The organism is Variovorax boronicumulans (assembly GCF_009811375.1).
GTDB lineage: Bacteria > Pseudomonadota > Gammaproteobacteria > Burkholderiales > Burkholderiaceae_C > Variovorax > Variovorax boronicumulans.
Window position 1 is genome coordinate 249232 of record NZ_BKDH01000005.1, and the last position, 23916, is coordinate 273147.

The following is a 23916-nucleotide window of genomic DNA, read 5'->3' on the forward strand; positions in this document are numbered from 1 at the left end:
AGCCATGCGCAGCAGCTACCACCGAACGCCCGGCCGCGGCGCCGCACGGCGTCTCCTGGGCACCGCCCTGGCCTCTGCCCTGGCGCTCGCCCTCGGCACCCTGAGCATTGAGCCGGCCCGGGCCCACGGCGGCGCGGCCCACATGGTGCCGCTGAAGAAAACGGTGGAAGACTTCGGCGGCACGCTGCGCTGGGACAGCTTTGCCAACGTGTTCACCGTGGCGCGCAATGGCACGCTGGTGCGCCTGAAGCCCGGCTCGAAGACGGCGCTGGTCAACGGCCAGCCGATGCAACTCGACGTGCCCGTGGTCATGCGCAAGGGCGCGGCCTACGTGCCGCACGACTTCGTGAACCAGGTGTTCCAGTCCAGCCTGGACAAGACCTTCGTGGTCGAGCGCGTGCCCAACCCGCTGAACCCGCTCACCGAGGCCGAGATCCAGGCCACGCTCGAGGTGCTGAAGGCCTCGGGGCGCCACAAGGCCGGCCTGCGCTTCACCGAGATCAGCGTGAAACGCCCGCCCAAGGACGAGGTCTGGAACTTCGCGCTCACCGGCCAGCCCGTGCGCGCGCCGCGCCAGGCGGCCTTCGTGGCGCTGGACGGCAAGAAGGTCATCGAGGGCACGGTCGACCTCGCGGCGCGCACGCTCACCGCGTGGAAGCCCATCGAGGGCGCGCACGGCATGGTGCTGCTGGACGACTTCGCCAGCGTGCAGAGCGCCATCGAGGCCAGCCCCGACTACGCCAAGGCCCTCGCCACGCGCGGCATCGCCGACGTGAAGAAGGTGGTCGCCACGCCGCTCACCGTGGGCTACTTCGACGGCAAGGATTCGCTGCGCCAGGAAGACCGCCTGCTGAAGGTGGTGAGCTACCTGGACGTGGGCGACGGCAACTACTGGGCCCACCCCATCGAGGGCCTGGTGGCGGTGGTCGACCTGGAGCAGAAGAAGGTCATCAAGATCGAGGACGGCGGCCTGGTGCCCGTGCCGCTCAAGCCCACGCCCTACGACGGGCGCGACCGCGCGGCCACGCCCGCGCCCAAGCCGCTGGAGATCACCGAGCCCGAGGGCAAGAACTACACGATCACCGGCCACACGATGCACTGGCGCAACTGGGACTTCCACGTGCGGCTCGACTCGCGCGTGGGCCTGGTGCTGTCCACCGTCACCTACAACGACAAGGGCACGAAGCGCAAGGTGATGTACGAAGGCTCGCTGGGCGGCATGATCGTGCCCTACGGCGACCCCGACACCGGCTGGTACTTCAAGGCATACCTCGACTCGGGCGAGTACGGCATGGGCACGCTCACCTCGCCCATCGAGCCCAACAAGGACGCGCCGCAGAACGCCGTGCTGCTGGACGCCACGCTGGCCGACTACACCGGCGCACCCACCAAGGTGCCGCGCGCCATCGCCGTCTTCGAGCGCTATGCCGACCCCGAGTTCAAGCACCAGGAAATGGGCAAGCCCAACATCAGCACCGAGCGGCGCGAGCTGGTGGTGCGCTGGATCAGCACGGTGGGCAACTACGACTACCTGTTCGACTGGGTGTTCGCCGAGAACGGCACCATCGGCATCCACGCCGGCGCCACCGGCATCGAGGCCGTGAAGGGCGTGAAGTCGCGCACCATGCAGGACCCCACGGCCGCCGAGGACACGCGCTACGGCACGCTGCTGGACCACCACATCGTCGGCACCACGCACCAGCACATCTACAACTTCCGCCTCGACCTCGATGTGGACGGCGAGCAGAACACGCTCACCGAAGTCGACCCGGTGGTGCTGCCCAACACGCGCGGCGGCCCGCGCACCAGCACCATGCAGACGGTGCAGCGCACGGTGCGCACCGAGCAGCAGGCGGCGCAGAAGTTCGACCCCTCGACCATCCGCCTGCTGAGCAACCCGGCGAAGAACAACAAGGTCGGCAACCCGGTGTCCTACCAGCTCGTGCCGTACGCGGGCGGCACGCACCCCATTGCCAAGGGCGCGAACTTCGCGAAGGACGAGTGGATCAACCACCGCCTGAGCTTCATGGACCGCCAGCTCTGGGTGACGCGCTACGACCCCGAAGAGCTGTTCCCCGAAGGCAAGTACCCGAACCGCTCCAACAAGGACACGGGCCTGGGCCAGTTCACGGCCGACAACCAGGAGATCGTGAACACCGACAACGTGGTGTGGCTCACCACCGGCACCACGCACGTCGCGCGCGCCGAGGAGTGGCCGATCATGCCCACCGAGTGGGTGCATGCGCTGCTCAAGCCCTGGAACTTCTTCGACGAGACGCCGACGCTGGGGCTGAACCGGCCCGCTGCGAAATGAGCACGTCCGACGAGGCCATCGGCCGCTACGAAGACCTGATGACGCTGGCGCCCGCGCTGCAGGCGCCGACCTACCGCCAGATGGACCGGCTCTATGCGACGCGCGCGATCCGGCGCGGCACGCAGGTGCATCCGCTGCCCCAGGGCACACCGGTCGATGCGCAGCGCTTCGGCATCGACGCGTTCATGGCGCGCAACCACACGGCCGGCCTGCTGGTGATCAAAGACGGGCACGTCGTGCTCGAGCGCTACGCCATGGGCAACGACGCGGCGACGAAGTGGCTGTCGTTCTCGGTCGCGAAATCGCTGACCTCCACGCTGGTCGGCGCGGCCGTGAAAGATGGCCACATCGCCAGCCTCGACGACCCGGTCGTGCGCTACCTGCCCGCATTGAGTGGCTCGGCCTACGACGACGTGACGGTGAAGCAGGTGCTGCAGATGAGCTCGGGCGTGGCCTGGAACGAGGACTACCTCGATGCCGACTCCGACAGGCGCCAGCTGATGCGCGTGCAGCTCACGCGCGAAAAGGGCGCGGTGCTGGCGTTCATGGCACAGCGCCCGCGCGTGGCGCCGGCGGGCACGCACTTCAACTACAGCACCGGCGAGACCTGCCTGGTCGGCGAGATCCTGGCCAGCGCGATCCGCCGGCCGATCAGCGACTACCTCTCGCAAAAGATCTGGGCGCCCTTCGGCATGGAGGCCGATGCCTACTGGCAGCTCGATGCGGTCGATGGCCAGGAGTTCACCGGCAGCGGCGTGAACGCCACGCTGCGCGACTTCGGGCGCTTCGGCCTGTTCGTGCTCGGCGGCGGCGTGGCCGGCGGCCACAAGGTGCTGCCCGACGGCTGGGTGGCCGACGCCACGCGCGTCGATGCAACCAGCCACCTCGCGCCCGGCACGCTCGCGGGCTTCGAACCGATGGGGTACGGCTACCAGTGGTGGACCTTCCCGACCGGCGCGAAGGCACTGCCCGAGCTCGACGGCGGCCTGTTCGCTGCGCTCGGCATCTTCGGCCAGCAGGTCTACATCCATCCGAAGGAACGGCTCGTGGTCGCGATCCACAGCACGTGGCCGGCGCCGATCCATCCACCGAGCCTGGTCGAGACCGATGCGCTGCTCGGCGCACTGACCGCCGCGCTGCGCACCTGAACAGAGCGTGGCGCGCGCCACGCTCTGCAACGCGTCAGGAGAAGATCACCTGCGCGTCGGTGTACTCCTTCAGCCCTTCTTCCGCGAACTCCACGCCGAGCCCCGAGCCCTTCACGCCGCCGAAGGGCGCGTTGGGCTGGATGGCGCCGTGCTTGTTGATCCACACCGAGCCGCACTCTAGGCGCGAGGCGATGCGCTTGGCGTGCTCGATGTCCTTGGACCACACGGAACCGCCGAGGCCGTTCTCGCTGTCGTTGGCGGCGCGGATGGCCTCTTCGACGTCGGTGTAGCGGATGATGGGCAGCGCGGGTCCGAACTGCTCTTCATCGACCAGCGCATCGCCGTTCTTCAGGCCCGCAACGATCGTCGCGGGGAAGAACAGGCCCTCGCCCGGTTCGCCGCCCGTGAGCACCTGGCCCTTCTTTTTCGCGTCGGCCACGAGCCGCGCGACCTTGTCGAACTGCATGCGGTTCTGCACCGGGCCGAGCACGTTCTTCTCGTCCATGCCGTCGCCCATCGGCACCTGCTTGGCAAAGGCCGCGAGGTGCTCGCACACCTCGTCGTGGATGCTGGCGTGCACGTACAGCCGCTTCATGGCCGCGCAGGTCTGGCCGTTGTTGAGGAACGCGCCCCAGAACAGGCCTTCGGCGATGGCCTTGGGGTCGGCGTCGGGCAGCACGATGCCGGCGTCGTTGCCGCCGAGCTCGAGCGTGAGCCGCTTCATGGTGCTGGCGGCCGACTGCATCACCTTCTTGCCGGTGGCGCAGGAGCCGGTGAACACGATCTTGCGGATGACCGGGTCGCTCGCCATGTCGGCACCGAGGTTCGACGTGCGGTCATCGCAGCTCACGCTGTTGACCACGCCTTCGGGCAGCACCTCATTGAGCAGCTCCACAAAGCGCAGCGTGGCCAGCGGCGTGTAGGGCGAAGGCTTGATGACGACCGTGTTGCCCGTGCGCAGCGCCGGCAGCACGTGCCACACGGCGATCAGCACGGGGAAGTTCCACGGCGTGATCGAGCCGACCACGCCCACGGGCTTGCGGAAGATCTCGACGTGGCCCTGCGCGTTGTCCTGCAGCACGCGCGGCGGCAGCGACAGCGCCGCGGTGGCGCCGGCCCAGGCCGCGGCGCCGCCCAGCTCCCAGCGCGAACCCAGGCCATTGAGCGGCTTGCCCTGCTCCAGCGTGAGCAGGCGCGCCAGCTCTTCGGCGTGCGCGCCGATCTTCTCGGTCACGGCGCGGCAGGCGGCGGCCAGTTCGTCGTCGGACTTGCGCGACCAGCTCGTGAAGGCTTTCTGCGCGGCGGCCACGGCGGCGGCGAGGTCGTCGCGCGAACCGTTCGGCGCGGTGCCGATCACCTGCCCGTTGGCGGGGTTGCGCACTTCGAAGGAAGCCGTGCCTGGCACCGCGCGACCGCCGATCGTCATTCTTGTCTCTTGCATTGCTTTGTCCTGGTTGGGTTGACGCTGGCGCGCGCCGCCGCAGGGCGGGCGCGCCGGGTCACTGTAGGAAAAGCAGGGGCCGGCGTCTTGGAGCCAGGCGTCAGCGAATGGACTCAGGCGTCAGTCAGTGCGTCAGGGGTCCAAGTGCCAGGCGCCCCGGCGGCACGCCGTAGCGCTTGCGGAACTCGCGGTAGAAGAACGACAGGTCGTTGAAGCCGCAGTCGTAGGCGACCACCGCGATGGCCGGCGCGGGGCCGCCCTGCCGGGCCGCCGCATCGAGCGCGGCGCGCGCCGCCGCCAGCCGGGTGTCGAGGATGTGGCGGCTCGGCGAAACGCCCAAGGCCTCGAAGGCGCGTTGCAGCAGCCGCGGCGACACCCCCAGGTGCCGCGCCAGTTCGCCCGCGTGGAAGGCCGGGTCGTGGAACTGCAGCGCCACGTGGTCCATCGCGCGGCGCAGCACGCCCTCGCCGGCGTTGCGCGACAGCAGCGCCGGCGCCTGCCGCGCGCGCTCGACCAGCACCGAGCCGAACACGCCGAGAAAGGCCTCGACCAGGTGCGCGTCGTCGGACTGCCCGCTGTCGAGCAGGCGCGCGAGGATGGCGCGCATCGCGAAGCCCAGCGCGTCGCCGCGCCGCACGCACACGCCGCCCTGCAGCGTGGGGCCGAAGCGCGCGAGCATGTCGGCGCGCGGCAGGTGCACCGACACCTGCTGCGAGCTGGCGCCGTCGTAGACGAACTCCGAGGGCCGCGCCGAATCGATCAGCACGATGTCGCCGGCCTGCACCGCGATCTGCTGCGCGCCCTGGCACATGAGCGCGCCGCCGTGGTCCTGGAACACGAGGAAGAAATGCTCGCGGTCGTCGCGCCGGATGGCCTGCGCGTCGCGGTGCACGCGCTGCAGGTTCTGGCCGATGAGCGCCACGTCGACACCGCCGGCGCGCCGCACCTCGATGCCGCCCGAGACGGTCTGCTGGCACGGCATGGGCACGGGGGTGAAGTTGCCGCACACAGCCTGCAGGCGCGGGCCGACGAGCTCGAACGGCATCTCGGCGCGCATCCGCGGCGTCAGCGGGCCGCCGCTCAGGTGCGCGGGCGAATCGAAGAAAGAAGCGCTCACAGAGGGTGTCTCCTTGCAGGGCGCCGGGCCAGCGCTCAGTCCTCGTCCATGACCCGTGAGCGGCCGAACCAGAAGCCGAGCACCAGGCCGACCGTGCCGGCACCGATGCCGCCCCACAGGCTCAGGAAAGTGTAGACGTTGTAGCGCCCCGGATGCTGCGCGAGCGCACTCGCCAGTGCGGGTTCGTTCAATCCGCCGAGCCCGCGCGCAGCGGCGTAGTCGAAGCCCGCGGCGCCCAGGAAATGCGGCGTCACGAGGATCGGCAGCGCCGTGAAGAACGGAAACCACGCGCCGCGCATCCGGCGCCAGCGCATGAAGATCGCCGCGACGAGCAGCACCGCGCCGACCGCGACGGTGCCGAGCGCGAAGGGCTGGCGCGCGAGCGGCAGCAGCCAGGGCCAGATCCACGGCAGCGGGTACAGCGGCCACTCGGCGCGCGGCGCCAACCCACCCGGCCGCGCGACGACCGACCAGCCCAGCGTGTCGAGGCCGCTGAACACCAGCGCCGACACGCAGGCCACGGCCGCGACAAGCAGGCACACGCTGCGAAACGGGGACGCGCTGCCCTGCAGGAAGCCGGGCAACGGCTCGGGCGGCAACGCCGGCGACCGGGGCCAGCCCGACTGCCAGTGCCGCACGACGATCGACGTCGGCACCGGCGGCGGTGCCAGGTCACCGCGCACCAGCCAGTCGATGAACAGGGCGCCGACCGCGAAGGCCATGACCGCCGTGAGCCATGCACAGACGCCCGGCATGTCGACGAAGCCGGCCGGCGTCAGCATCGGCAGCTGGCCGTAGGCCACGCCCGCAAAGCCGTAGAGCCAGATGATCGGCACCGACAAGGCCATGGCCGTGTGCATCAGCACCGCGTCGGTCTCGGTCGAATCGTGGCGCAGCGCCTGCGCGCGCGACCACGCCTCGCGCCAACTCACTTCGCCAGGGCTTTCAGCGCCATCTTGATGCCGTCGCTCACGCTCGCGTCCTTCGGCAGCGCCTTCAGCGCGAGCGCGGCTTCCTTGTCGCTGTAGCCCAGCGCCACCAGCGCCTGCAGGATGTCGGCCTGCGCGTCGGACGCGGCATGCGCCGGCAGGCCGATGTCGGCGCCCAGCTTGCCCTTGAGTTCCAGCAGCAGCCGCTCGGCGGTCTTCTTGCCGATGCCCGGGATCTTCACGAGCCGGCCCAGCTCCTGCGTGGTGATGGCCTGCGCCAGCTCGCCCACGCTCATGCCCGAGAGCAGGCCCAGCGCGGTGCGCGGGCCCACGCCGGTGATCTTGATGAGCTGGCGGAAGGCCGCCCGCTCCTCGGCGGTGCCGAAGCCGTAGAGAATCTGCGCGTCCTCGCGCACGACGAAGTGCGTGAGCAGCGACACCTTCGCGCCGACGTTGGGCAGGTTGTAGAACGTGCTCATCGGCACGTCGACCTCGTAGCCGACGCCGTTGCAGTCCACCACCACCTGCGGGGGGTTGCGCTCTGCGAGCGTGCCGGTCAGTTTGCCTATCATTGGCTCCCCCCCGTTGCTTGCTCACTTCGTGTAGCCGCTTCCCCCCTCAAGGGGGCAACACCGGCGGCCCGGCAAAGCCGGTTCCGCGGTGTTACCCGCCTTGGATTGCGTTTTTTCGAGCGTGGCTGGTCTTGCATGGGCTGCCAATTAGATGGAAATGGATACCGCGTGATTCTGCGACACACCTTTACCCCCCTGAACAATTCGCGCCTCGGCCACCTGTGCGGCCCGCTGGATGCGCACCTGCGCCGCATCGAGGACGCCCTGGGCGTGAAGATCGCGCACCGCCACGAGCAGTTCAAGGTCGACGGCCCCAAGGCCCCGGCGCAGCGCGCCATGGAGGTGCTGCAGGCGCTGTACGAGATCGCCCAGCGCGCCATCGACCCGGCCGTGGTGCAGCTCACGCTGGCCGGCGACGGCTCGATGAGTGACGAAGACGCGGCCATGCTCGTCACCCGCCGCGCCGACCTGCGCGCGCGCACGCCCACGCAGGCGCTGTACCTGGACAACATCGCCAAGCACGACATCACCTTCGGCATCGGCCCGGCCGGCACCGGCAAGACCTACCTGGCGGTGGCCTGCGCGGTCGATGCGCTGGAACGCGCGGCGGTGCAGCGCATCGTGCTCACGCGCCCGGCCGTGGAAGCCGGCGAGCGGCTGGGCTTCCTGCCGGGCGACCTGACGCAGAAGGTCGACCCCTACCTGCGCCCGCTGTACGACGCGCTGTACGACCTCATGGGCTACGAGAAGGTGCAGAAGGCCTTCGAACGCAACGTGCTCGAGATTGCGCCGCTGGCCTTCATGCGCGGACGCACGCTGAACAACGCCTTCGTGATCCTCGACGAAGCGCAGAACACCTCGGTGGAGCAGATGAAGATGTTCCTCACGCGCATCGGCTTCGGTGCCAAGGCGGTGGTGACGGGCGACGTGAGCCAGATCGACCTGCCCAAGCAGCAGCTCAGCGGACTGATCGACGCCGAGCGCGTGCTCAAGCGCGTGGCCGGCATCGCGACCACGCACTTCACGAGCGCCGACGTGGTGCGCCACCCGCTGGTGGCGAAGATCGTCGATGCCTACGACGGGCAGCGCAAGCGCTCGGGAGGCCACTGACATGGCGGCCTCCTTGCTTCCAGCCCTGTCGCTGTCGCTGCAGTTCGGGCGCTTCAAGGGCGTGGAGCGCCACCGCGCCGCGCTGCCGCGCCACAGCGTGACCCGCTGGATTCGCCATGCGCTGGACATCGACGGCGAGATCACCGTGCGCATCGTCGATGCCGAGGAGGGCCAGCGCCTGAACCGCGAGTTCCGCGGCAAGGACTACGCCACCAACGTGCTCACCTTCGACTATGCGCAGGGCCCGGTCGTGATGGCCGACCTGGTGCTGTGCGCGCCCGTGGTGGCGCGCGAGGCCAAGGAAAACCGCAAGACGCTCGCTGCGCACTACGCGCACCTGCTGGTGCACGGCACGCTGCACGCGCAGGGCTGGGACCACGAGACCAGCGAGGCCGACGCGGACGAGATGGAAGCGTACGAAATCGAGATCCTCGCGGGCCTGGGCATCCGCAGCCCGTATGGGCGCTGAGCGGAGGCCGCGTCAGTGTCGGACACCGATCCCTGGTTGCCGCGCTGGCTGCCGCTGCTGCGCGAATGTGCCGGCGACGAGCCGGTGCTCGAACTGGGCTGCGCGGCCGGTCGCGACACCGCCACGCTGGTCGAGGCCGGCTTGCGGGTGGTGGCGGTCGAGCTGTCGTCCGACGCGCTGGCGCAGGCGCGGCAACGCGTGCCCGCAGGCGCCGAGTTCCACTGCGGTGACTTCCGCGACGCGTGGCCGCTGGCGGAGGGCGCCACGGTCGGCGCCGTGCTCGCGAGCCTGTCGCTGCACTACTTCGCGTGGGACGAGACGCTGGCGCTGGTGCGGCGCATCCACCGCGTGCTGCGGCCCGGCGGCGTGCTGCTGTGCCGCCTCAACTCAGTCAACGATCTGCACCACGGCGCGCGCGGCCCGTCGGCCAGCGGGCGGGACGAGGATTTTTTCTACACGGTGGACGGCGTCCCCAAGCGCTTCTTCGACCGCGCCGCGGTCGAGCGGCTGTTTGCCGACGGCTGGCAGCTGCAGCACCTCGAGGAGGTGCGCGTGCTGCGCTACGACGAGCCGAAGGTGGCGTGGGAAGCGGTGATCCGGCCTACGCCGTCATCTGCAACGGGATCGTGACGGGCCCGTCGTTCAGCAGGTGCACCTGCATGTCGGCACCGAATTCGCCCGTCGCCACCACCGGGTGCGCGCCGCGCGCCTGCGCCACGAAGTACTCGTAGAGCCGGCGGCCCTCGTCGGGCGGCGCCGCGAGCGTGAAGCTGGGGCGGTTGCCGCCGCTCACGTCGGCGGCCAGCGTGAACTGGCTCACGACCAGCAGGCCGCCGCCGATGTCCTGCACGCTGCGGTTCATCTTGCCGGCCTCGTCCGAGAAGATGCGCAGCTTGAGGATCTTGGCGAGCAGGCGGTCGGCCACGTTGTCGGCGTCGCCGCGTTCGGCGCACAGCAGCACCAGCAGGCCGGCCTCGATGGCGCCGACGGTCTGGCCCGCGATGTCGACGCGGGCGTGGGCGACGCGCTGGAGCACGGCTTTCATGAATGGTGGTCCTCGAGTCGGGTGGCGCGCGCTTCCATGGTGAGCGGCAGCAGTTGAATGGTCACACGCAGGCCGGGCACGGCGTCCATGAGCGACTGCTCCAGTTCGTCGCGCAGGTTGGCGGCGCGCTGCAGGGTCCAGTCGCCGGGCACGTGCATGTGCAGGTCGGCAAAGCGGCGCTGGCCGGCACCGCGCGTCACCATGTCGTCGAAGCGCAGCCGGTCGCCCTCGGCATGGTTGGCGGCGAAGGCGTCGAGCGTGGCGCGCACGGTGGCGAGCGTCTCGGCATCGAGCGCCTCGTCCATCAGGCCCTGCGACGAGCGCCACACGAGCTTGAAGCCCTCGCGCACGATGTTGAGCGCCACGCCGATGGCGATCAGCGGGTCGAGCCAGAGCCAGCCGCTGAAATGCACGGCCACGATGCCGACCAGCACGCCGACCGAGGTCCAGACGTCGGTCATCAGGTGGCGCCCGTCGGCCTCCAGCGCGATGGAGCGGTGCGCGCGCGCCGCCCGGAACAGCACGAACGCCAGCGCCGCGTTGAAGCCCGAGCTGATCACCGACAGCGCCAGGCCCCAGCCCAGCTGCTCCAGCGGCTGCGGCGACAGCAGCCGCAGCACCGACACCCACAGGATGGCGACGGCGGCGGCCACGATCAGCAGGCCCTCGAAGCCGGACGAGAAGTACTCGGCCTTGTGGTGGCCATAGGGATGGTCCTCGTCGGCCGGGCGCTCGGCGATGGTCACCATGGCCAGCGCGAACATGGCGCTGGCGAGGTTGACGCACGACTCCATGGCGTCCGAAATCAGGCCCATCGAGTTCGTCAGGTAGCCGGCCCATCCCTTCAGGAGGATGGTGATCAGGGCCACCGCGACAGAGACGCGAAGCAGCGTTTTAGGGGTCAACGTCATGCAGAAAGAACAAGATCAGGTAAAAAGGGCCTGTGCGGGCGGGCATTACGTCGCAGGAATCGGCTGAATTATCAGCCGCGTGACCATATGTAATGCCTTCGCCTTAATATTTGCGCTCATTGCGAAGCAATCAGTCACAGAGAGGCAAATGATGAAGAAATTTTTGACCGCCGCCCTCGGGCTCGCCATCGTCGGCGCCGCCACCCTGGCCCAGGCCCAGGCACCCGCTGCGGCAGCCCCGGCAACGCCCCCGCAGGCCGGGTTCGTGAAATCGGTGCGCGGCAGCGTCCAGCTGCTCGACGCCACCGGCGCCACGCGCAACGCGGCCCCCGGCGACGCGCTGGGCGCGGTCGATCGCATCGTGACCGGCCCCGACTCTTCCGCCGCCGTCGTGCTGCGCGACAACACCACGCTGATGGTCGGCCCGTCCTCGCGCATGGACCTCAAGGAATTCCACTTCGACGGCACCACCCGCGACGGCGGCATGCTGGTGTCGCTGCTGCGCGGCTCGATGCGCATGATCACCGGCCTCATCGGCAAGACCAACCCCGACGCCGTGCGCGTCGAAACCCAGACCGCCACCATCGGCATTCGGGGCACGGACTTCATCGTGCAGACCGACGGCCAACCCTGAAAAGATGCAGACACTGTTACGCCGCTCCTCCCTTCTTCTCGCGACCACGGTCGCCCTGCTCCTGGCCGCCTGCTCCTCGCCGGGCACGCGCGTGGTGCTGTTGCCCCAGGCTGACGGCACGCCCTCCGCCGTGGTGGTGCGCGCCAAGGACGGTGAAGAAGTTCTTTCCAAGCCCTACCAGCGCGCCACGGCCGCGGTAGGCGCGAGCGGCGCACCAGTGGTCGACCAGGCCGACGCGGCCAAGGTCCAGGCCGAGAACAAGCCCCTGTTCGACATGCGCCCGCCGCTTCCGCAGCGCTACACGGTGTTCTTCGAAGTGGGCACCACCACGCTGACGGCGGCGTCGCAGCAGATCATGACCGAGGCATTGACCGCCGCGCTGGCCCGCAGCGGCGGCGACATCGTGGTGACCGGCCACACCGACACCAAGGGCGCCGGCGAGCAGAACGACCAGCTGTCGCGTCGCCGTGCACAGGAAGTGGCTCAGCTCTTCGTGGAGCGCCAGTTCCCGGCCGCCCGCATCGAGGCCGTGGGCCGCGGCGAACGCGACCTGGCCGTGCCGACCGCCGACGAGGTGGACGAGCCCCGCAACCGGCGCGTGACCATCGAGGTCCGCTGACCCCGCCGCGCTGCCCCCATTGAAAAAGGCCCCGAGGGGCCTTTTTTTCTTGCGATCAGCTCAGGGTCACCCGCGCGAACTTGCGCTTGCCGACCTGCACCACATAACTGCCCGCGGGCAGTTTCAGGCCCTTGTCGGACACCACGACCGAGTCGATGCGCACGCCGCCGCCGTCGATCAGGCGGTTGCCCTCGCCCGACGAAGACGCCAGGTTGGCCTGCTTGAGCAGCTGGCCGATGCCCAGCGGGGCGCCGCCGAGCGCCACCTCGGGAATCTCGTCGGGCACGCCGCCCTTGCTGCGGTTGATGAAGTCCTGCTCCGCCGCATCGGCCGCCGCCGCGCTGTGGAAGCGCGCGGTGATTTCCTTGGCCAGCGCGACCTTGGCGTCCTTCGGGTTGCGGCCACCGGCGATCTCGGCCTTCAGCGCCTCGATCTGCGCCACCGACTGGAAGCTCAGCAGCGTGTACCAGCGCCACATCAGCGTGTCGGAGATCGACAGCACCTTGGCGAACATGCTGTTGGCGTCCTCGCTGATGCCGATGTAGTTGCCCTTGCTCTTGGACATCTTCTCGACGCCGTCGAGCCCTTCGAGCAGCGGCATAGTAAGTATGCACTGCGGCTCCTGGCCGTATTCCTGCTGGAGGTGACGGCCGACGAGCAGGTTGAACTTCTGGTCCGTGCCGCCCAGTTCGAGGTCGCTCTGCAGCGCCACCGAGTCGTAGCCCTGCATCAGCGGGTACAGGAACTCGTGCACCGAGATCGACTGGCCGGCCTTGAAGCGCTTGTTGAAGTCGTCGCGCTCCATCATGCGCGCCACCGTGTACTTGGCCGCCAGCTGGATCATGCCGCGCGCGCCCAGCGGGTCGCTCCACTCGGAGTTGTAGCGAATCTCGGTCTTGGACTCGTCCAGCACCAGCTTGGCCTGGGCGAAGTAGGTCTCGGCGTTGGCGCGGATCTGTTCGGCCGTGAGCGGCGGGCGGGTGCTGTTGCGGCCGGAGGGGTCGCCGATCAGGGAAGTGAAGTCGCCGATCAGGAAGATCACGCGGTGCCCCAGGTCCTGGAGCTGGCGCATCTTGTTGAGCACCACCGTGTGTCCGATATGAATATCCGGTGCGGTCGGGTCCAGGCCCAGCTTGATGCGCAGCGGTTTGCCGCTGGTTTCCGCCTTCTGGAGCTTCTTGACCCACTCGTCCTGCGGCAGCAGTTCGTCAGCGCCGCGGAGGGAGATTTCGAGGGCTTGTCTTACACCATCGGAGAGGCTGGTGGATGTAACAGATTCGGCGTTCATGGGCTTTTTTGGCGGTTTTTCCGGTGGCCGAAGCTATACTCAGCCCGACTTTTCAAGCGCCGGATTCTAAGCGGCGCTTTTTTTCCGCACCGTCTCCTGCCGCCCTGAACGCACTGGGCCTTGCAGCACGGACCTGCAGAACCTGAGTTGGAATCCACAGTTTGATCAACGGCATTCTCGCCGCCGAGGAGCTTCTCGCTTCCCGCGTGGCCTACACATTCCGGACGTACCCCAAGCAGATCACCGCAGCGATCGCTGCGATGCTGCTCAGCGCCGGCACCCTCGCGGTCGCCTCGCTCGGTCCCGACGCGTCCGACCTCCCCATCCAGCAAGTGCTCGAAGCCACCGCGCCGGTGTCGTTCGCCGACCAGTCGGCGTCGCTCGAGAACTTCAGCTTCACGCTGTTCCGCACCGACGTCTCGCGTTCGAGCGACACGGCCGACACGCTGATGAAGCGCCTGGGCATTTCCGACCCCGCCGCCACCGCCTTCGTGCGCGGCAACGCCGAAGCGCGCATGGCGCTGTTCGCGCGCGTGGGCCGCACCGTGACGGCCGAAGCCACGCAGGAAAACCAGCTGCAAAAACTCAGCGCCCGCTGGATTCCCGACGCCGACGGCGGCTTCAAGCGTTTCGTCGTCGAGCGCACGCCCACCGGCTTCGTGGCTCGCACCGAGCGCGACATGCTGACGCCGGGCACGCGCCTGGCCAGCGGCACCATCCGCAGCTCGCTGTTCGCCGCCACCGACGACTCGCGCATTCCCGACGCCGTGGCGAGCCAGCTGGCCGACATCTTCGCGGGCGACGTCGACGTGCGCTCGCTGCGCAAGGGCGACCGCTTCGCCGTGGTCTACGAGACCTTCGAAGCCGACGGCCAGGCGCTGCGCAGCGGCCGCGTGCTCTCAGCCGAGTTCGAGAACAACGGCAAGGTCCACCAGGCCGTCTGGTTCCAGCCTCCGGGCGCGGGCCAGAAGGGCAGCTACTACCGTCCGAACGGCGACAGCCTGCGCAAGGCCTACCTGGCCTCGCCGGTCGAGTTCTCGCGCGTGTCCAGCGGTTTCGCGATGCGCATGCACCCGATTTTGAACAGCTGGCGCCAGCACAACGGCATCGACTACGCGGCGCCCACGGGCACCGCGGTGCGCACGGTCGGTGACGGCACGGTCGATTTCGCCGGCACGCAAAGCGGCTATGGCAACATCGTCATCATCAACCACCGCAACAACCAGCAGACGGCCTACGCCCACCTGAGCCGCATCAACGTGAAGGCCGGCGAGAGCGTGAGCCAGGGCCAGACCATCGGCGCCGTCGGCTCGACCGGCTGGGCCACGGGCCCGCACCTGCACTTCGAATACCGCGTCGGCGGGGCCTACCAGGACCCGACCACGATCGCGCAAGAAGGCGGCGCCCCGATCACCGCCGCCCTGCGCCCGGCCTTCGAACGCATCGCCGTGGGCGCCCGCACCGAGCTGGCCGCCGCCTTCTCGGTGATCCAGGCCAGCGCCGACTGAGCCTCGCGTCCCTGGGCATGGCCGCCGCACCGCAGCCGCCGCAGCAACGCTTCATCGGCCTGATGTCGGGCACCTCGCTCGACGGGGTCGACGGCGTCATCGCCGATTTTTCCGACGACGGCCACCTCGCGGTGATCGGCCACGCCAGCGCCGACTTTCCCGCCCCGCTGCGCGCCGAGCTGCTGGCGCTCAATACCCCCGGCGACAACGAACTGCACCGCGCGGCCCTGGCCGGCAACGGCCTGGCGCGGGCGTATGCCGACGTGGTCGCGCAGCTGCTGGCCGATACCGACACTGCCCCGACAAACGTCACCGCCATCGGCGCCCACGGCCAGACCGTGCGCCACCGGCCGCTCGAGTTCGACGGCACGGGCTACACGCTGCAGGTCAACAACCCCTCGCTGCTGGCCGAACTGAGCGGCATCGACGTGGTCGCCGACTTCCGCAGCCGCGACCTCGCAGCCGGCGGCCAGGGCGCACCTCTGGTGCCGGCCTTTCACCAGGCCCTGTTCGCCCGGCCCGATGCCCCCGTCGCCGTGCTCAACCTCGGCGGCATCTCCAACCTGAGCCTGCTGCCCGCCACGAACACGCCGGCGGGCACCGCGCCCCTGCTGGGCTTCGATTGCGGCCCCGCCAACGCACTGATGGACCATTGGTGCCAGCGCCACCTCGGCCAGCCCTTCGACCAAGGCGGCCAGTGGGCGGCCAGCGGGCGCGTGCTGCCCGAGCTGCTCGCCCGGCTACAGGCCGAGCCGTACTTCGCCAAAGCGCCGCCGAAGAGCACGGGGCGCGATTTATTCCATCCGGACTGGCTGGCAGGCCACCTGGGCACGGGCGCCTGGGCGCCTGTCGACGTACAGGCCACGCTGGCCGAACTGACCGCCAGCACCTGCGCGGCAGCGCTGCGAAGCTATCAAAAAGAGAGCGCCTTGCTGATCGTCTGCGGCGGCGGCGCGCTCAACGACCACCTCATGGCCCGCCTGCGCGCCCTGCTGCCTGGCGTGCAGGTGCAGGCGTCGTCGGAACACGGCCTGCCGCCCCAGCAGGTCGAAGCCGCCGCCTTCGCGTGGCTGGCCCGGCGCACCGTCCGGCGCGAACCCGGCAACCTCGCGAGCGTGACCGGCGCGCGCGGGGCGCGGGTGCTCGGCGCGATCTACCCCGCCTGATCTGCGTCAGCCCTGGCCGGAGACTTCCGGCTGCGCAGGCTGCGCCGCCCGCACTTCCGCGGGCAAATGCCAGAAGATCAGCGCAGAAGCCACCGTGATGAGCCCCATGGTCGCGAACGTGGCCTGGAACGCATCGAGCGTCTGCACCGCCGTGGCCGTGCCAAAGACGCCGTTGTAGCCCGCCAGCACCGCGCCGGCTGCGGCCACGCCCAGGCTCATCGCCAGCATCTGCACCATCGACAGCAGGCTGTTGCCGCTGCTGGCCATGCCGCCGTCGAGGTCCTTCAGGGTGATGGTGTTCATGGCCGTGAACTGCAGCGAATTGACCGCGCCGAACACCAACAGCTGCAGCAGGTGCTGCGCCACCGGCTGTCCCGGCGCCGTGAGGCCGAAGCTGGCCATGGTGCAGCCGACCAGCACCGTGTTGGCGACCAGCACGCGGCGGTAGCCGTGGCGCGTGATCAGCGGCGTGGCAAAGCGCTTCATGGCCATGCCGGCCAGCGCCACCGGCAGCATCATCAGCCCGGCGCGCACCGGCGAATAGCCCATCGACACCTGCAGCAGCAGCGGCACCAGGAAGGGCATGCAGCTGCTGCCCAGGCGCGAGAACAGGTTGCCCAGCAGGCCGATGCTCAGCGTCGGGATGCCGAACAGCGCGGGCGAGAACAGCGGCTCGGGCGTGCGCGCCGCGCGCAGCCAGTAGGCGACCACGGCGGCAAAGCCGAAGATCAGCACCGCCATCACCCCGCCCTGGCGCAGCCCGAGCCCCGACACGCCGTCGACCGCCAGCGAGATCGCCACCATGCCGAAGGCCAGCAGCGCGTAGCCCACGCCGTCGAAGCGCTTCTGGAGGGCGCCGCGCAGGTCCGGCATGTAGCGCAGCGTGGCGATGCAGCCGGCCAGCCCCACCGGCACGTTGATGAGGAAGATCCAGTGCCAGGAGGCGTACTGCACCAGCCAGCCGCCCAGCGTGGGCCCCAGCAGCGGCCCGATGAGCCCCGGAATGGCCACGAAGCTCATCGCCTGCAGGAACTCGCCGCGCGGCACCGTGCGCAGCAGCGCCAGGCGCCCCACAGGCAGCAGCAGCGCCCCGCCCAGGCCCTGCACCACCCGCGCCGCCACGAGCTGCCCCAGCCCCTGCGAGAGCGCGCACAGCACCGAGCCGGCGGCGAACAGCACGATGGCGCAGAAGAAGACGCGCCGCGTGCCGAAGCGGTCGGCGATCCAGCCCGAGGCCGGGATCAGCATCGCCATCGTGAGCGCGTAGGCCACCACCACCGACTGCATGCGCAGCGGGCTCTCGCCCAGGCTGGCGGCCATCGCGGGCAGCGCCGTGTTGATGATGGTGGCGTCCAGCGTCTGCATGAAGAAGCCCACGGCCACGAGCCACAGCAGGCTCTTGCGGGCGGGATCGACGGGGACGGCGGTGTCGGGGCTCATCGGGAAAGCGTGGACTCAGGAAAACGACGGGCAGCAAAAAGCCGCCCGGAGGCGGCTTTTTCGAGGGGGCTGGTCAGCAGCATCCAGGCATCAGGCCGAGAAGCTGGAACCGCAGCCGCAGGTGCTGGTGGCGTTCGGGTTCTTGATGACGAACTGGGCGCCCTGCAGGTCTTCCTTGTAGTCGATCTCGGCGCCGAGCAGGTACTGGTAGCTCATGGCGTCGATCAGCAGCGACACGCCGTTCTTGGTCATGGTGGTGTCGTCTTCGTTGGTGATCTCGTCGAAGGTGAAACCGTACTGGAAGCCCGAGCACCCGCCACCCTGCACGAACACGCGCAGCTTCAGGTCGGGATTGCCCTCTTCGGCGATCAGGTCGGCGACCTTGGCGGCCGCGCTGTCGGTGAAGACGATCGGCTCGGGCATCTGGGTCTGGATGTTTTCGGCAACAGCGCTCATGGGGTGAAACTCCTTGGGGGGCCGCTTGGGCGGCCAATGGGATGGATGCTACTGCAATGCCGCAATTTCGGCAGGCCGCATGCGGCGAGCACCCATCGCAAGTGGGGTCGGGCGCCGCATCCACCAGGGGCACCTGGGGGACGCGGCCACGAAAAAGCCGCCCGAGGGCGGCTTCTTGTCTCGCAACGAGCAGGGGATCAGCGCTTGCTGAACTGCTTGCGGCGACGGGCGGAGTGCAGACCGACCTTCTTACGCTCGACTTCACGTGCGTCACGCGTCACGAAGCCGGCTTGGCTCAGGACGGGCTTCAGCGAAGCGTCGTAGTCGATCAGGGCACGGGTGATGCCGTGGCGCGTAGCGCCGGCTTGACCCGATTCGCCGCCGCCGTTCACGTTGACCATCACGTCGAAAGCTTCGAGGTTGTTGGTCAGCGCCAGGGGCTGCTTGGCGATCATGATCGAGGTTTCACGGCCGAAGAACGCTTGGATGTCCTTGCCGTTGACCGTGATCTTGCCGGTGCCTTTTTTCAGAAACACGCGGGCGACGCTGGATTTGCGACGGCCGGTGCCATTGTTCCATTCACCAATCATTCTCAAGGCTCCTTACAGTTCCAGCACTTTGGGCTGTTGGGCGGTATGCGGGTGCTCAGCACCACCGTACACCTTGAGTTTCTTGATCATCGCGTAACCAAGCGGGCCCTTGGGCAGCATGCCCTTGACAGCCTTTTCCAGGGCGCGGCCCGGGTGCTTGTTCTGCATGTCGCGGAAGTTCGTCGCCGTGATACCGCCCGGGTAGCCCGAGTGACGGTAGTACACCTTGTCGATCGACTTGGCGCCGGTGACGCGCAGTTGCGCGGCGTTGATGATGACGATGTAGTCACCGGTATCGACGTGAGGCGTGTAAATGGCCTTGTGTTTGCCGCGCAAACGGAGAGCAACTTCGCTGGCTACTCGTCCGAGGACCTTGTCGGTCGCGTCAATCACAAACCACTCGTGCGTCACGTCAGCGGGCTTGGCGCTGAACGTTTTGGTCATGAGTTTTTCTCTTGAAAGAGGGTTTGGCGAGCCCTTTTCCACGGTCGGCGTTCCTCTGATGGGAATCTCTTAGGTGGGTTTTCACGCCTTCCGCCCAATGAAAGGGCAGCTGGCATGCCTTCGCCGCGGGGCTACAAAAACGCTGCGAAGCCCGCGATTATATGAAGAAATGGCCAAACGGCCAATTTCCGGGCTTCCGGGGGCCTCAGCGCTGGATGCGGACGAGTTCCAGGGTCTCGCTGGTCACCGCGGCATAGCCGCGTCGGTACATGGCCTCGAAGTTAACGATCCGCCTCAGCTCGGGGCTGTAAAGAACGGCCGCCTTGAAGGGCGTGCCAACGGGCGCAGCGCCGGTGCCATAGGAGACGTAGATCCAGCCGTCATAAGCGATGCGCACCACATTGAGCTCCACGCCGTCCACGCGTGCCGTGTGTTCAGCGCCCACCGAGGCGTTGAGTTCATGCCGCAGCCGGTCCTCGGTGGTCGCCACATAGTCGAGGTGCCAGCGCATGCCCGGCTGGACGTCGTCCTTCGGCGCCCAGCCGCCCGGCGGCGATGCGCTGTCGAACAGACCGCCAACCGACGAAGTGAGGGTCACCACCTGCCCGTTCGTCTTTTCGATCCGGCTGCCCGCGTTGAACGACACCTCGTCGCCGTTGACCCGGTCCACCCGATAGATCACCGGCGTGCGGTTGCCCGTCAGCCGGTCGGTCCGCACGTACTCGAGCGCGTCGCCGGCGCGCAGCGGCTCCGCCAGCGCCACGCCGGTGCTGCGCCGGGCGCCGCCTTCGGGCTCACGCGCCCGAGCCGCCAGCTGCGCCTGGGCGCGGGCCGGCAGTTCCGCCAGGAACTCGGCCGGCATCGCGAAATTCAGGTTGCCGCCGTCGCGGGCGGCGAAGGTGGTGATGCCCAGCAGGCGGCCGTCGCTGTCGAACAGCCCGCCGCCGCTCGATCCGGGCGCAATCGCCGCCGTGGTCTGCAGCAGCCGCGCCTCGCCGTCGCCGCCGCGCAGGCCCGACAGCAGGCCTTCGCTGAGCGTGTTTTCCAACCCGCGCGGGTTGCCGATGGCGTACACGCGCTGCCCCACCCGCGCGGTGCCAGCAGGCGCCAGCGCCACCGGCGGCGCCGTGAAGTTGGCGACCTTGATCTGGCACAGGTCACGCCCTGGGTCCGGGTATTCGAGCGTGGCGCCGTAGGTGACGTTGTCGCGCTTGACCACGAAATTGCTGGCCTTGGCGAGCACGTGGCAGTTGGTGACGAGGCGACCGGGCGCGATCACCACGGCGCTGCCGGCGCGCAGCGGGCGCTCCTGCGCATCGAAGGTGCGCACGGCCCAGACGCTGCCCGTCAGCTTGGCGAACAGGGCATCGGGCTCCAGCGCGGCGGCCTGGCCGGCGGCCAGCAAGGCGCCTGCGGCACACAGCCACGGCGCGGGGTTCGTCCAGACCGGCTTCACGGCTTGGCAGGCAGCAGGCCGCGCAGGTCGTCCATCGAGACGCGGGCGTCGGGCGCGGCGGGCGGCGCGGCTGGCGCGGGACGCACTGGAGCGGCCGGTGCGACCGCCACGGGAGGAGAAGGAGGAGGCGGAGACGCCACCACGGCCGGCGCGGGCGCAGGCACAGGCGCCGCAGCCGTCTTCGGCGCCGGCGCGGCCGCCATCTCGGTCGTGCCGATCTTCATGCCGACGGTCGCCTCGTCGCCGGTCTGCGCGCTGCGGTCGAAGCTGCGCACCTCGCCGAAGATCAGCCGGATCCAGCTCGGGTAGTTGAAGCCCGCCCCGGTGCCGGTGTCGATCGCCACGCCGACCAGGCCGCCGATCATCACGTTGCCGACCAGGCCCACGTTGACGCGCGAAATCGCCTGGCCGCGGGCCGGCGGCAGGCCGGACTGGGTGCATTCGATGTTCAGGTTCTCGCCCGAGCGCCGCACCGGCAGGGTCAGGCCGGAGCGCACCACCGCATCATTGCGGTCGTTCGAGACCCGGCAGCGGGCGCCGTCGACCACCTTGCCCTCGGGCGACAGGGTCTCGACCTTCACGTTCTGCGTGGTGCCATGGGTCACGGAGGCGCAGCCCGTCAAAATAGACAAAACACCCGCGCCGACGCACAGGCCCCAAAATCGCCATCCGGCTCCTCGCATTGCTGCCCCTCGTTGTGTTTTGTAAATCAATGTAGCGCCGCGCGAGTCTAGCGCTCCCCTTTCCACTTTTTCAGGCCTCATTCCATGTTCAGTTACCGCCACGCGTTCCATGCCGGCAACCACGCCGACGTGCTCAAGCACACGGTCCTGATTGCCACCCTCGATCACCTGCTTGAAAAAGACGCCGCGCTGACCGTCGTCGACACCCACGCCGGCGCCGGCCTGTACCGGCTCGACGGCGACTACGCCGGCACCAGCGGCGAGGCGGCCGACGGCGTGCTGCGCTTCTTCGCCGAACCGGAAAAAGCCCCCGCCACGCCCGCCCCGGCCGCCAAGTCGGCGGGCAAGAAGCCCGCAGCCCCCGCCGAAGACAAGCCGGTCGCCGAAGCCATCGCCCGCTACCTGAGCGTGATCCACGACTTCAACCCCAAGGGCGGCGCGCGCGTCTACCCCGGCTCGCCGTTCATCGTGCAGCACCTGCTGCGCGACCACGACAAGCTCAAGCTGTTCGAGCTGCACCCGACCGACGCCCGCACGCTGGACGCCAACATCGCCCAGCTCGAGGCCGGCCGCCGCATCGCCGTGCTGCGCGACGACGGCTTCGGCAGCGCCACCAAGTTCCTGCCGCCGCCCTCGCGCCGCGCGCTGGTGCTGATGGACCCGAGCTACGAAATGAAGACCGACTACGGCCGCGTGCTCGACTTCGCGGCCGAGGCGCTCAAGCGCTTCGCCACCGGCACGTATGCCGTCTGGTATCCGATCATTCCGCGCCCCGAGGCGCACGACCTGCCGCGCCGCCTGAAGACGATGGCGACCAAGGCCGGCAAGCCGTGGCTGCACGCCACGCTGACGGTCAAGTCGAGCAAGATCACGAAGGACGCCGCCTCGGGCGAAACGCAGCGCCCGGGCCTGCCGGCCAGCGGGATGTTCCTGATCAACCCGCCCTACACGCTGAAGGCGCAACTGGCCGAGGCACTGCCCCAGCTGGCCGAGCGCCTGGCCCAGGACCGCAACGCCGCCTACTCGCTCGAGAGCGGCGGCTGAGGCCGGCCGCTCAGCGGCGCTTGCGCGGCGGCACGATCACCCGCTTGCGCGCAGGGGCCGGCGCGCGAACGCGCGACGTCGGCGCCTCCGGCAACAGCGCGGGCTGCAGATCTTCCGCCGCCACGGCCTGGCCGCCGCAGCGCATGCCTTCGCGGTCGATGACCGACAGCGCCACCTGCTTGATGCCCATGCTCGTGAGACCGATGCGGTCGGCCGCGGCGCGGCTCAGGTCGATGATGCGGCCCGGCGTGAAGGGCCCGCGGTCGTTGACGCGCACCAGCACCTCGCTGCCGTTGACCAGGCTGCGCACGCACACGCGCGTGTTGAAGGGCAGCGTCTTGTGGGCCGCTGTCATGGCGCCCATGTCGAAGCGCTCGCCGTTGGCGGTCTTGCGCTGGTGGAACTGGATGCCGTACCACGACGCGCCACCACGCTCGAAGATCTCGCGCGGCTCATCGCCGGGCACGCCGTCGTCCAGCGATTCGCCGGTGCCCGACACCGCGAGGTCGTAGCGCACCGACGGCACGGCCGAGCGCGGCGCGGCACCGGGCGGCACGGCCAGGCCGCGTCCCAGCGGCTGCAGCCGCTTGCCGGACGCCGCCGGCGCGGCGGCGGTGTCCGCGTCTTTCTCCTGCGTGGCAGGCGGCATGGTGCACCCTGCGAGCACGCAGGAGACCGCGACGGCGACCGCGCGCAGCCCTCTCAATCCAGGCGCTCCAGAATCGCCAGCGTGGCCGCCGACTGGTTCATCGTGTAGAAGTGGATCGCGGGTGCGCCGCCCGCTTGCAGGCGCGCGCACAGGTCGGTCACCACGTCCAGGCCGAAGGCCTTGATGGAGGCCGTGTCGTCGCCGAAGCCCTGCAGCCGCAGGCGGATCCAGCGCGGGATCTCGGCGCCGCAGGCGTCCGAGAAACGCATGAGCTGCGTCGAGCTCGTGATGGGCATGATGCCCGGCACGATCGGCGTGTCGAGCCCCAGCTTGCGCGCGTCGTCGACGAAGCGAAAGTAGGCCTCGGGGCTGAAGAAATACTGCGTGATGGCCGAATCGGCCCCGGCCTTCATCTTGGTCGCGAAGGCCTGCAGGTCGGCTTCGGGCGAGCGCGCCTGCGGATGCACTTCGGGGTAGCAGGCCACCTCGATGTGGAAGTCGCGGCCGGTCTCCTCGCGGATGAAGGCGACCAGGTCGCTCGCGTACTGGAACTCGCCGCCGATGCCGTAGCCGCTGGGCAGGTCGCCGCGCAGCGCCACGAGGCGCTTCACGCCCATGGCCTTCAGCTCGGCCAGCTGCTCGCGCACGGTCGCGCGCGTGGCGCCGATGCACGAGAAGTGGCTCGCGGCGTCCACGCCCTCGGCCAGGATCTCCTGCACCGCACCGAAGGTGCCCTGGTGCGTGGAGCCGCCCGCGCCGTAGGTGACGGAGCAGAACTGCGGCTTGCGCGCATACAGCTGCTGGCGCACGGCGCGCAGCTTGACCGCGCCTTCGGGCGTCTTGGTCGGGAAGAATTCGAAACTCAGCGGAAGGCGCACCTGCG

Annotated in this window: 25 protein-coding genes; 10 read left to right on the forward strand and 15 right to left on the reverse strand. The window is 69.2% G+C overall.

The annotated features are described in order from the left end of the window. The first annotated feature begins 4 nt into the window (after positions 1–4). Together tynA and VHAB30_RS28420 are read left to right on the forward strand one after the other, a co-directional pair. Positions 5–2314: a primary-amine oxidase gene (gene tynA / locus VHAB30_RS28415; protein ID WP_159279406.1), complete on the forward strand. Its 2310-nt coding sequence runs from the start codon at positions 5–7 to the stop codon at positions 2312–2314. Beyond that, positions 2311–3462 carry a serine hydrolase domain-containing protein gene (locus tag VHAB30_RS28420; RefSeq protein ID WP_216850756.1) on the forward strand — a complete coding sequence of 384 codons (1152 nt, stop codon included), beginning with the start codon at positions 2311–2313 and terminating at the stop codon, positions 3460–3462. The genes tynA and VHAB30_RS28420 overlap by 4 nt, the downstream gene beginning before the upstream one ends. Positions 3463–3496: 34 nt before the next feature. Here VHAB30_RS28420 and VHAB30_RS28425 read toward each other — a convergent pair whose 3' ends face one another. The 4 genes from VHAB30_RS28425 to ruvA form a co-directional block, all read right to left on the reverse strand. Further along, on the reverse strand, positions 3497–4903 hold the full coding sequence (locus VHAB30_RS28425) for an aldehyde dehydrogenase family protein (RefSeq protein ID WP_216850757.1): 1407 nt from the start codon (positions 4901–4903) through the stop codon (positions 3497–3499). A gap of 124 nt (positions 4904–5027) precedes the next feature. Further along, on the reverse strand, positions 5028–6020 hold the full coding sequence (locus tag VHAB30_RS28430; protein ID WP_159279407.1) for a helix-turn-helix domain-containing protein: 993 nt from the start codon (positions 6018–6020) through the stop codon (positions 5028–5030). Between the two features lie 35 nt (positions 6021–6055). Next, positions 6056–6952 carry a hypothetical protein gene (locus VHAB30_RS28435; RefSeq protein WP_159279408.1) on the reverse strand — a complete coding sequence of 299 codons (897 nt, stop codon included), beginning with the start codon at positions 6950–6952 and terminating at the stop codon, positions 6056–6058. Further along, the gene (gene ruvA / locus VHAB30_RS28440; protein ID WP_056577514.1) at positions 6949–7521 is read right to left on the reverse strand and encodes a Holliday junction branch migration protein RuvA; all 573 of its coding nucleotides are present in this window, start codon (positions 7519–7521) and stop codon (positions 6949–6951) included. The genes VHAB30_RS28435 and ruvA overlap by 4 nt, the downstream gene beginning before the upstream one ends. Positions 7522–7689: 168 nt before the next feature. Between ruvA and VHAB30_RS28445 the strand changes: the two genes are divergently transcribed. From VHAB30_RS28445 to VHAB30_RS28455, 3 genes are read left to right on the forward strand one after another with little or no spacing between them, the layout of a single operon-like run. Further along, complete coding sequence (locus tag VHAB30_RS28445; RefSeq protein ID WP_062479248.1) at positions 7690–8631, forward strand: PhoH family protein; 942 nt, start codon at positions 7690–7692, stop codon at positions 8629–8631. Position 8632: 1 nt separating this feature from the next. Beyond that, positions 8633–9100, forward strand: a complete 468-nt coding sequence (gene ybeY, locus VHAB30_RS28450) for an rRNA maturation RNase YbeY (protein ID WP_159279409.1) — start codon at positions 8633–8635, stop codon at positions 9098–9100. Positions 9101–9115: 15 nt separating this feature from the next. Continuing rightward, the gene (locus VHAB30_RS28455; protein ID WP_159279410.1) at positions 9116–9730 is read left to right on the forward strand and encodes a class I SAM-dependent methyltransferase; all 615 of its coding nucleotides are present in this window, start codon (positions 9116–9118) and stop codon (positions 9728–9730) included. Here the strand turns inward: VHAB30_RS28455 and dtd are convergent. After that, positions 9702–10145 carry a D-aminoacyl-tRNA deacylase gene (dtd, locus tag VHAB30_RS28460; protein WP_159279411.1) on the reverse strand — a complete coding sequence of 148 codons (444 nt, stop codon included), beginning with the start codon at positions 10143–10145 and terminating at the stop codon, positions 9702–9704. The genes VHAB30_RS28455 and dtd overlap by 29 nt on opposite strands. After that, a complete protein-coding gene (locus VHAB30_RS28465; protein ID WP_095746881.1) occupies positions 10142–11056 on the reverse strand; it encodes a cation diffusion facilitator family transporter in 915 nt (304 codons plus the stop codon). Before VHAB30_RS28465 ends, dtd begins: the two co-directional genes overlap by 4 nt. A 148-nt stretch (positions 11057–11204) precedes the next feature. Between VHAB30_RS28465 and VHAB30_RS28470 the strand changes: the two genes are divergently transcribed. Together VHAB30_RS28470 and VHAB30_RS28475 are read left to right on the forward strand one after the other, a co-directional pair. After that, positions 11205–11690 carry a FecR family protein gene (locus VHAB30_RS28470; RefSeq protein ID WP_159279412.1) on the forward strand — a complete coding sequence of 162 codons (486 nt, stop codon included), beginning with the start codon at positions 11205–11207 and terminating at the stop codon, positions 11688–11690. Positions 11691–11694: 4 nt separating this feature from the next. After that, positions 11695–12309 (forward strand): OmpA family protein, encoded by a 615-nt coding sequence (locus VHAB30_RS28475; protein WP_159279413.1) that lies wholly within the window; start codon positions 11695–11697, stop codon positions 12307–12309. 55 nt (positions 12310–12364) lie between these two features. Here the strand turns inward: VHAB30_RS28475 and tyrS are convergent, their stop codons facing one another. Then, a complete protein-coding gene (gene tyrS, locus VHAB30_RS28480) occupies positions 12365–13597 on the reverse strand; it encodes a tyrosine--tRNA ligase (protein ID WP_159279414.1) in 1233 nt (410 codons plus the stop codon). 161 nt (positions 13598–13758) lie between these two features. Between tyrS and VHAB30_RS28485 the strand changes: the two genes are divergently transcribed. After that, positions 13759–15105 carry a M23 family metallopeptidase gene (locus VHAB30_RS28485; RefSeq protein ID WP_159279415.1) on the forward strand — a complete coding sequence of 449 codons (1347 nt, stop codon included), beginning with the start codon at positions 13759–13761 and terminating at the stop codon, positions 15103–15105. A 17-nt stretch (positions 15106–15122) separates the two neighbouring features. Then, complete coding sequence (locus VHAB30_RS28490; protein ID WP_159279416.1) at positions 15123–16271, forward strand: anhydro-N-acetylmuramic acid kinase; 1149 nt, start codon at positions 15123–15125, stop codon at positions 16269–16271. 6 nt (positions 16272–16277) lie between these two features. Here the strand turns inward: VHAB30_RS28490 and mdtD are convergent, their stop codons facing one another. The 6 genes from mdtD to VHAB30_RS28520 form a co-directional block, all read right to left on the reverse strand. Next, complete coding sequence (mdtD, locus tag VHAB30_RS28495) at positions 16278–17711, reverse strand: multidrug transporter subunit MdtD (RefSeq protein ID WP_159279417.1); 1434 nt, start codon at positions 17709–17711, stop codon at positions 16278–16280. 90 nt (positions 17712–17801) lie between these two features. Then, positions 17802–18167 (reverse strand): iron-sulfur cluster insertion protein ErpA, encoded by a 366-nt coding sequence (gene erpA / locus VHAB30_RS28500; RefSeq protein WP_056577477.1) that lies wholly within the window; start codon positions 18165–18167, stop codon positions 17802–17804. 197 nt (positions 18168–18364) lie between these two features. Then, positions 18365–18757, reverse strand: a complete 393-nt coding sequence (gene rpsI / locus VHAB30_RS28505) for a 30S ribosomal protein S9 (RefSeq protein WP_062479216.1) — start codon at positions 18755–18757, stop codon at positions 18365–18367. Positions 18758–18769: 12 nt separating this feature from the next. Further along, entirely contained in the window at positions 18770–19201 is a 432-nt protein-coding gene (gene rplM / locus VHAB30_RS28510) for a 50S ribosomal protein L13 (protein ID WP_062479213.1), read from the reverse strand. A 205-nt stretch (positions 19202–19406) separates the two neighbouring features. After that, complete coding sequence (locus VHAB30_RS28515) at positions 19407–20657, reverse strand: S1C family serine protease (RefSeq protein WP_159279418.1); 1251 nt, start codon at positions 20655–20657, stop codon at positions 19407–19409. Further along, positions 20654–21262 (reverse strand): hypothetical protein, encoded by a 609-nt coding sequence (locus VHAB30_RS28520; protein WP_159279419.1) that lies wholly within the window; start codon positions 21260–21262, stop codon positions 20654–20656. Before VHAB30_RS28520 ends, VHAB30_RS28515 begins: the two co-directional genes overlap by 4 nt. A 162-nt stretch (positions 21263–21424) precedes the next feature. Here VHAB30_RS28520 and VHAB30_RS28525 point away from each other — a divergent pair, with 162 nt between their 5' ends. Continuing rightward, complete coding sequence (locus tag VHAB30_RS28525) at positions 21425–22384, forward strand: 23S rRNA (adenine(2030)-N(6))-methyltransferase RlmJ (protein WP_062482365.1); 960 nt, start codon at positions 21425–21427, stop codon at positions 22382–22384. Positions 22385–22394: 10 nt separating this feature from the next. Here the strand turns inward: VHAB30_RS28525 and VHAB30_RS28530 are convergent, their stop codons facing one another. Beyond that, positions 22395–23033: a septal ring lytic transglycosylase RlpA family protein gene (locus VHAB30_RS28530; RefSeq protein ID WP_095746890.1), complete on the reverse strand. Its 639-nt coding sequence runs from the start codon at positions 23031–23033 to the stop codon at positions 22395–22397. Between the two features lie 53 nt (positions 23034–23086). Continuing rightward, positions 23087–23911 carry a methylenetetrahydrofolate reductase [NAD(P)H] gene (gene metF / locus VHAB30_RS28535; RefSeq protein WP_062482359.1) on the reverse strand — a complete coding sequence of 275 codons (825 nt, stop codon included), beginning with the start codon at positions 23909–23911 and terminating at the stop codon, positions 23087–23089. Positions 23912–23916: the final 5 nt, after the last annotated feature.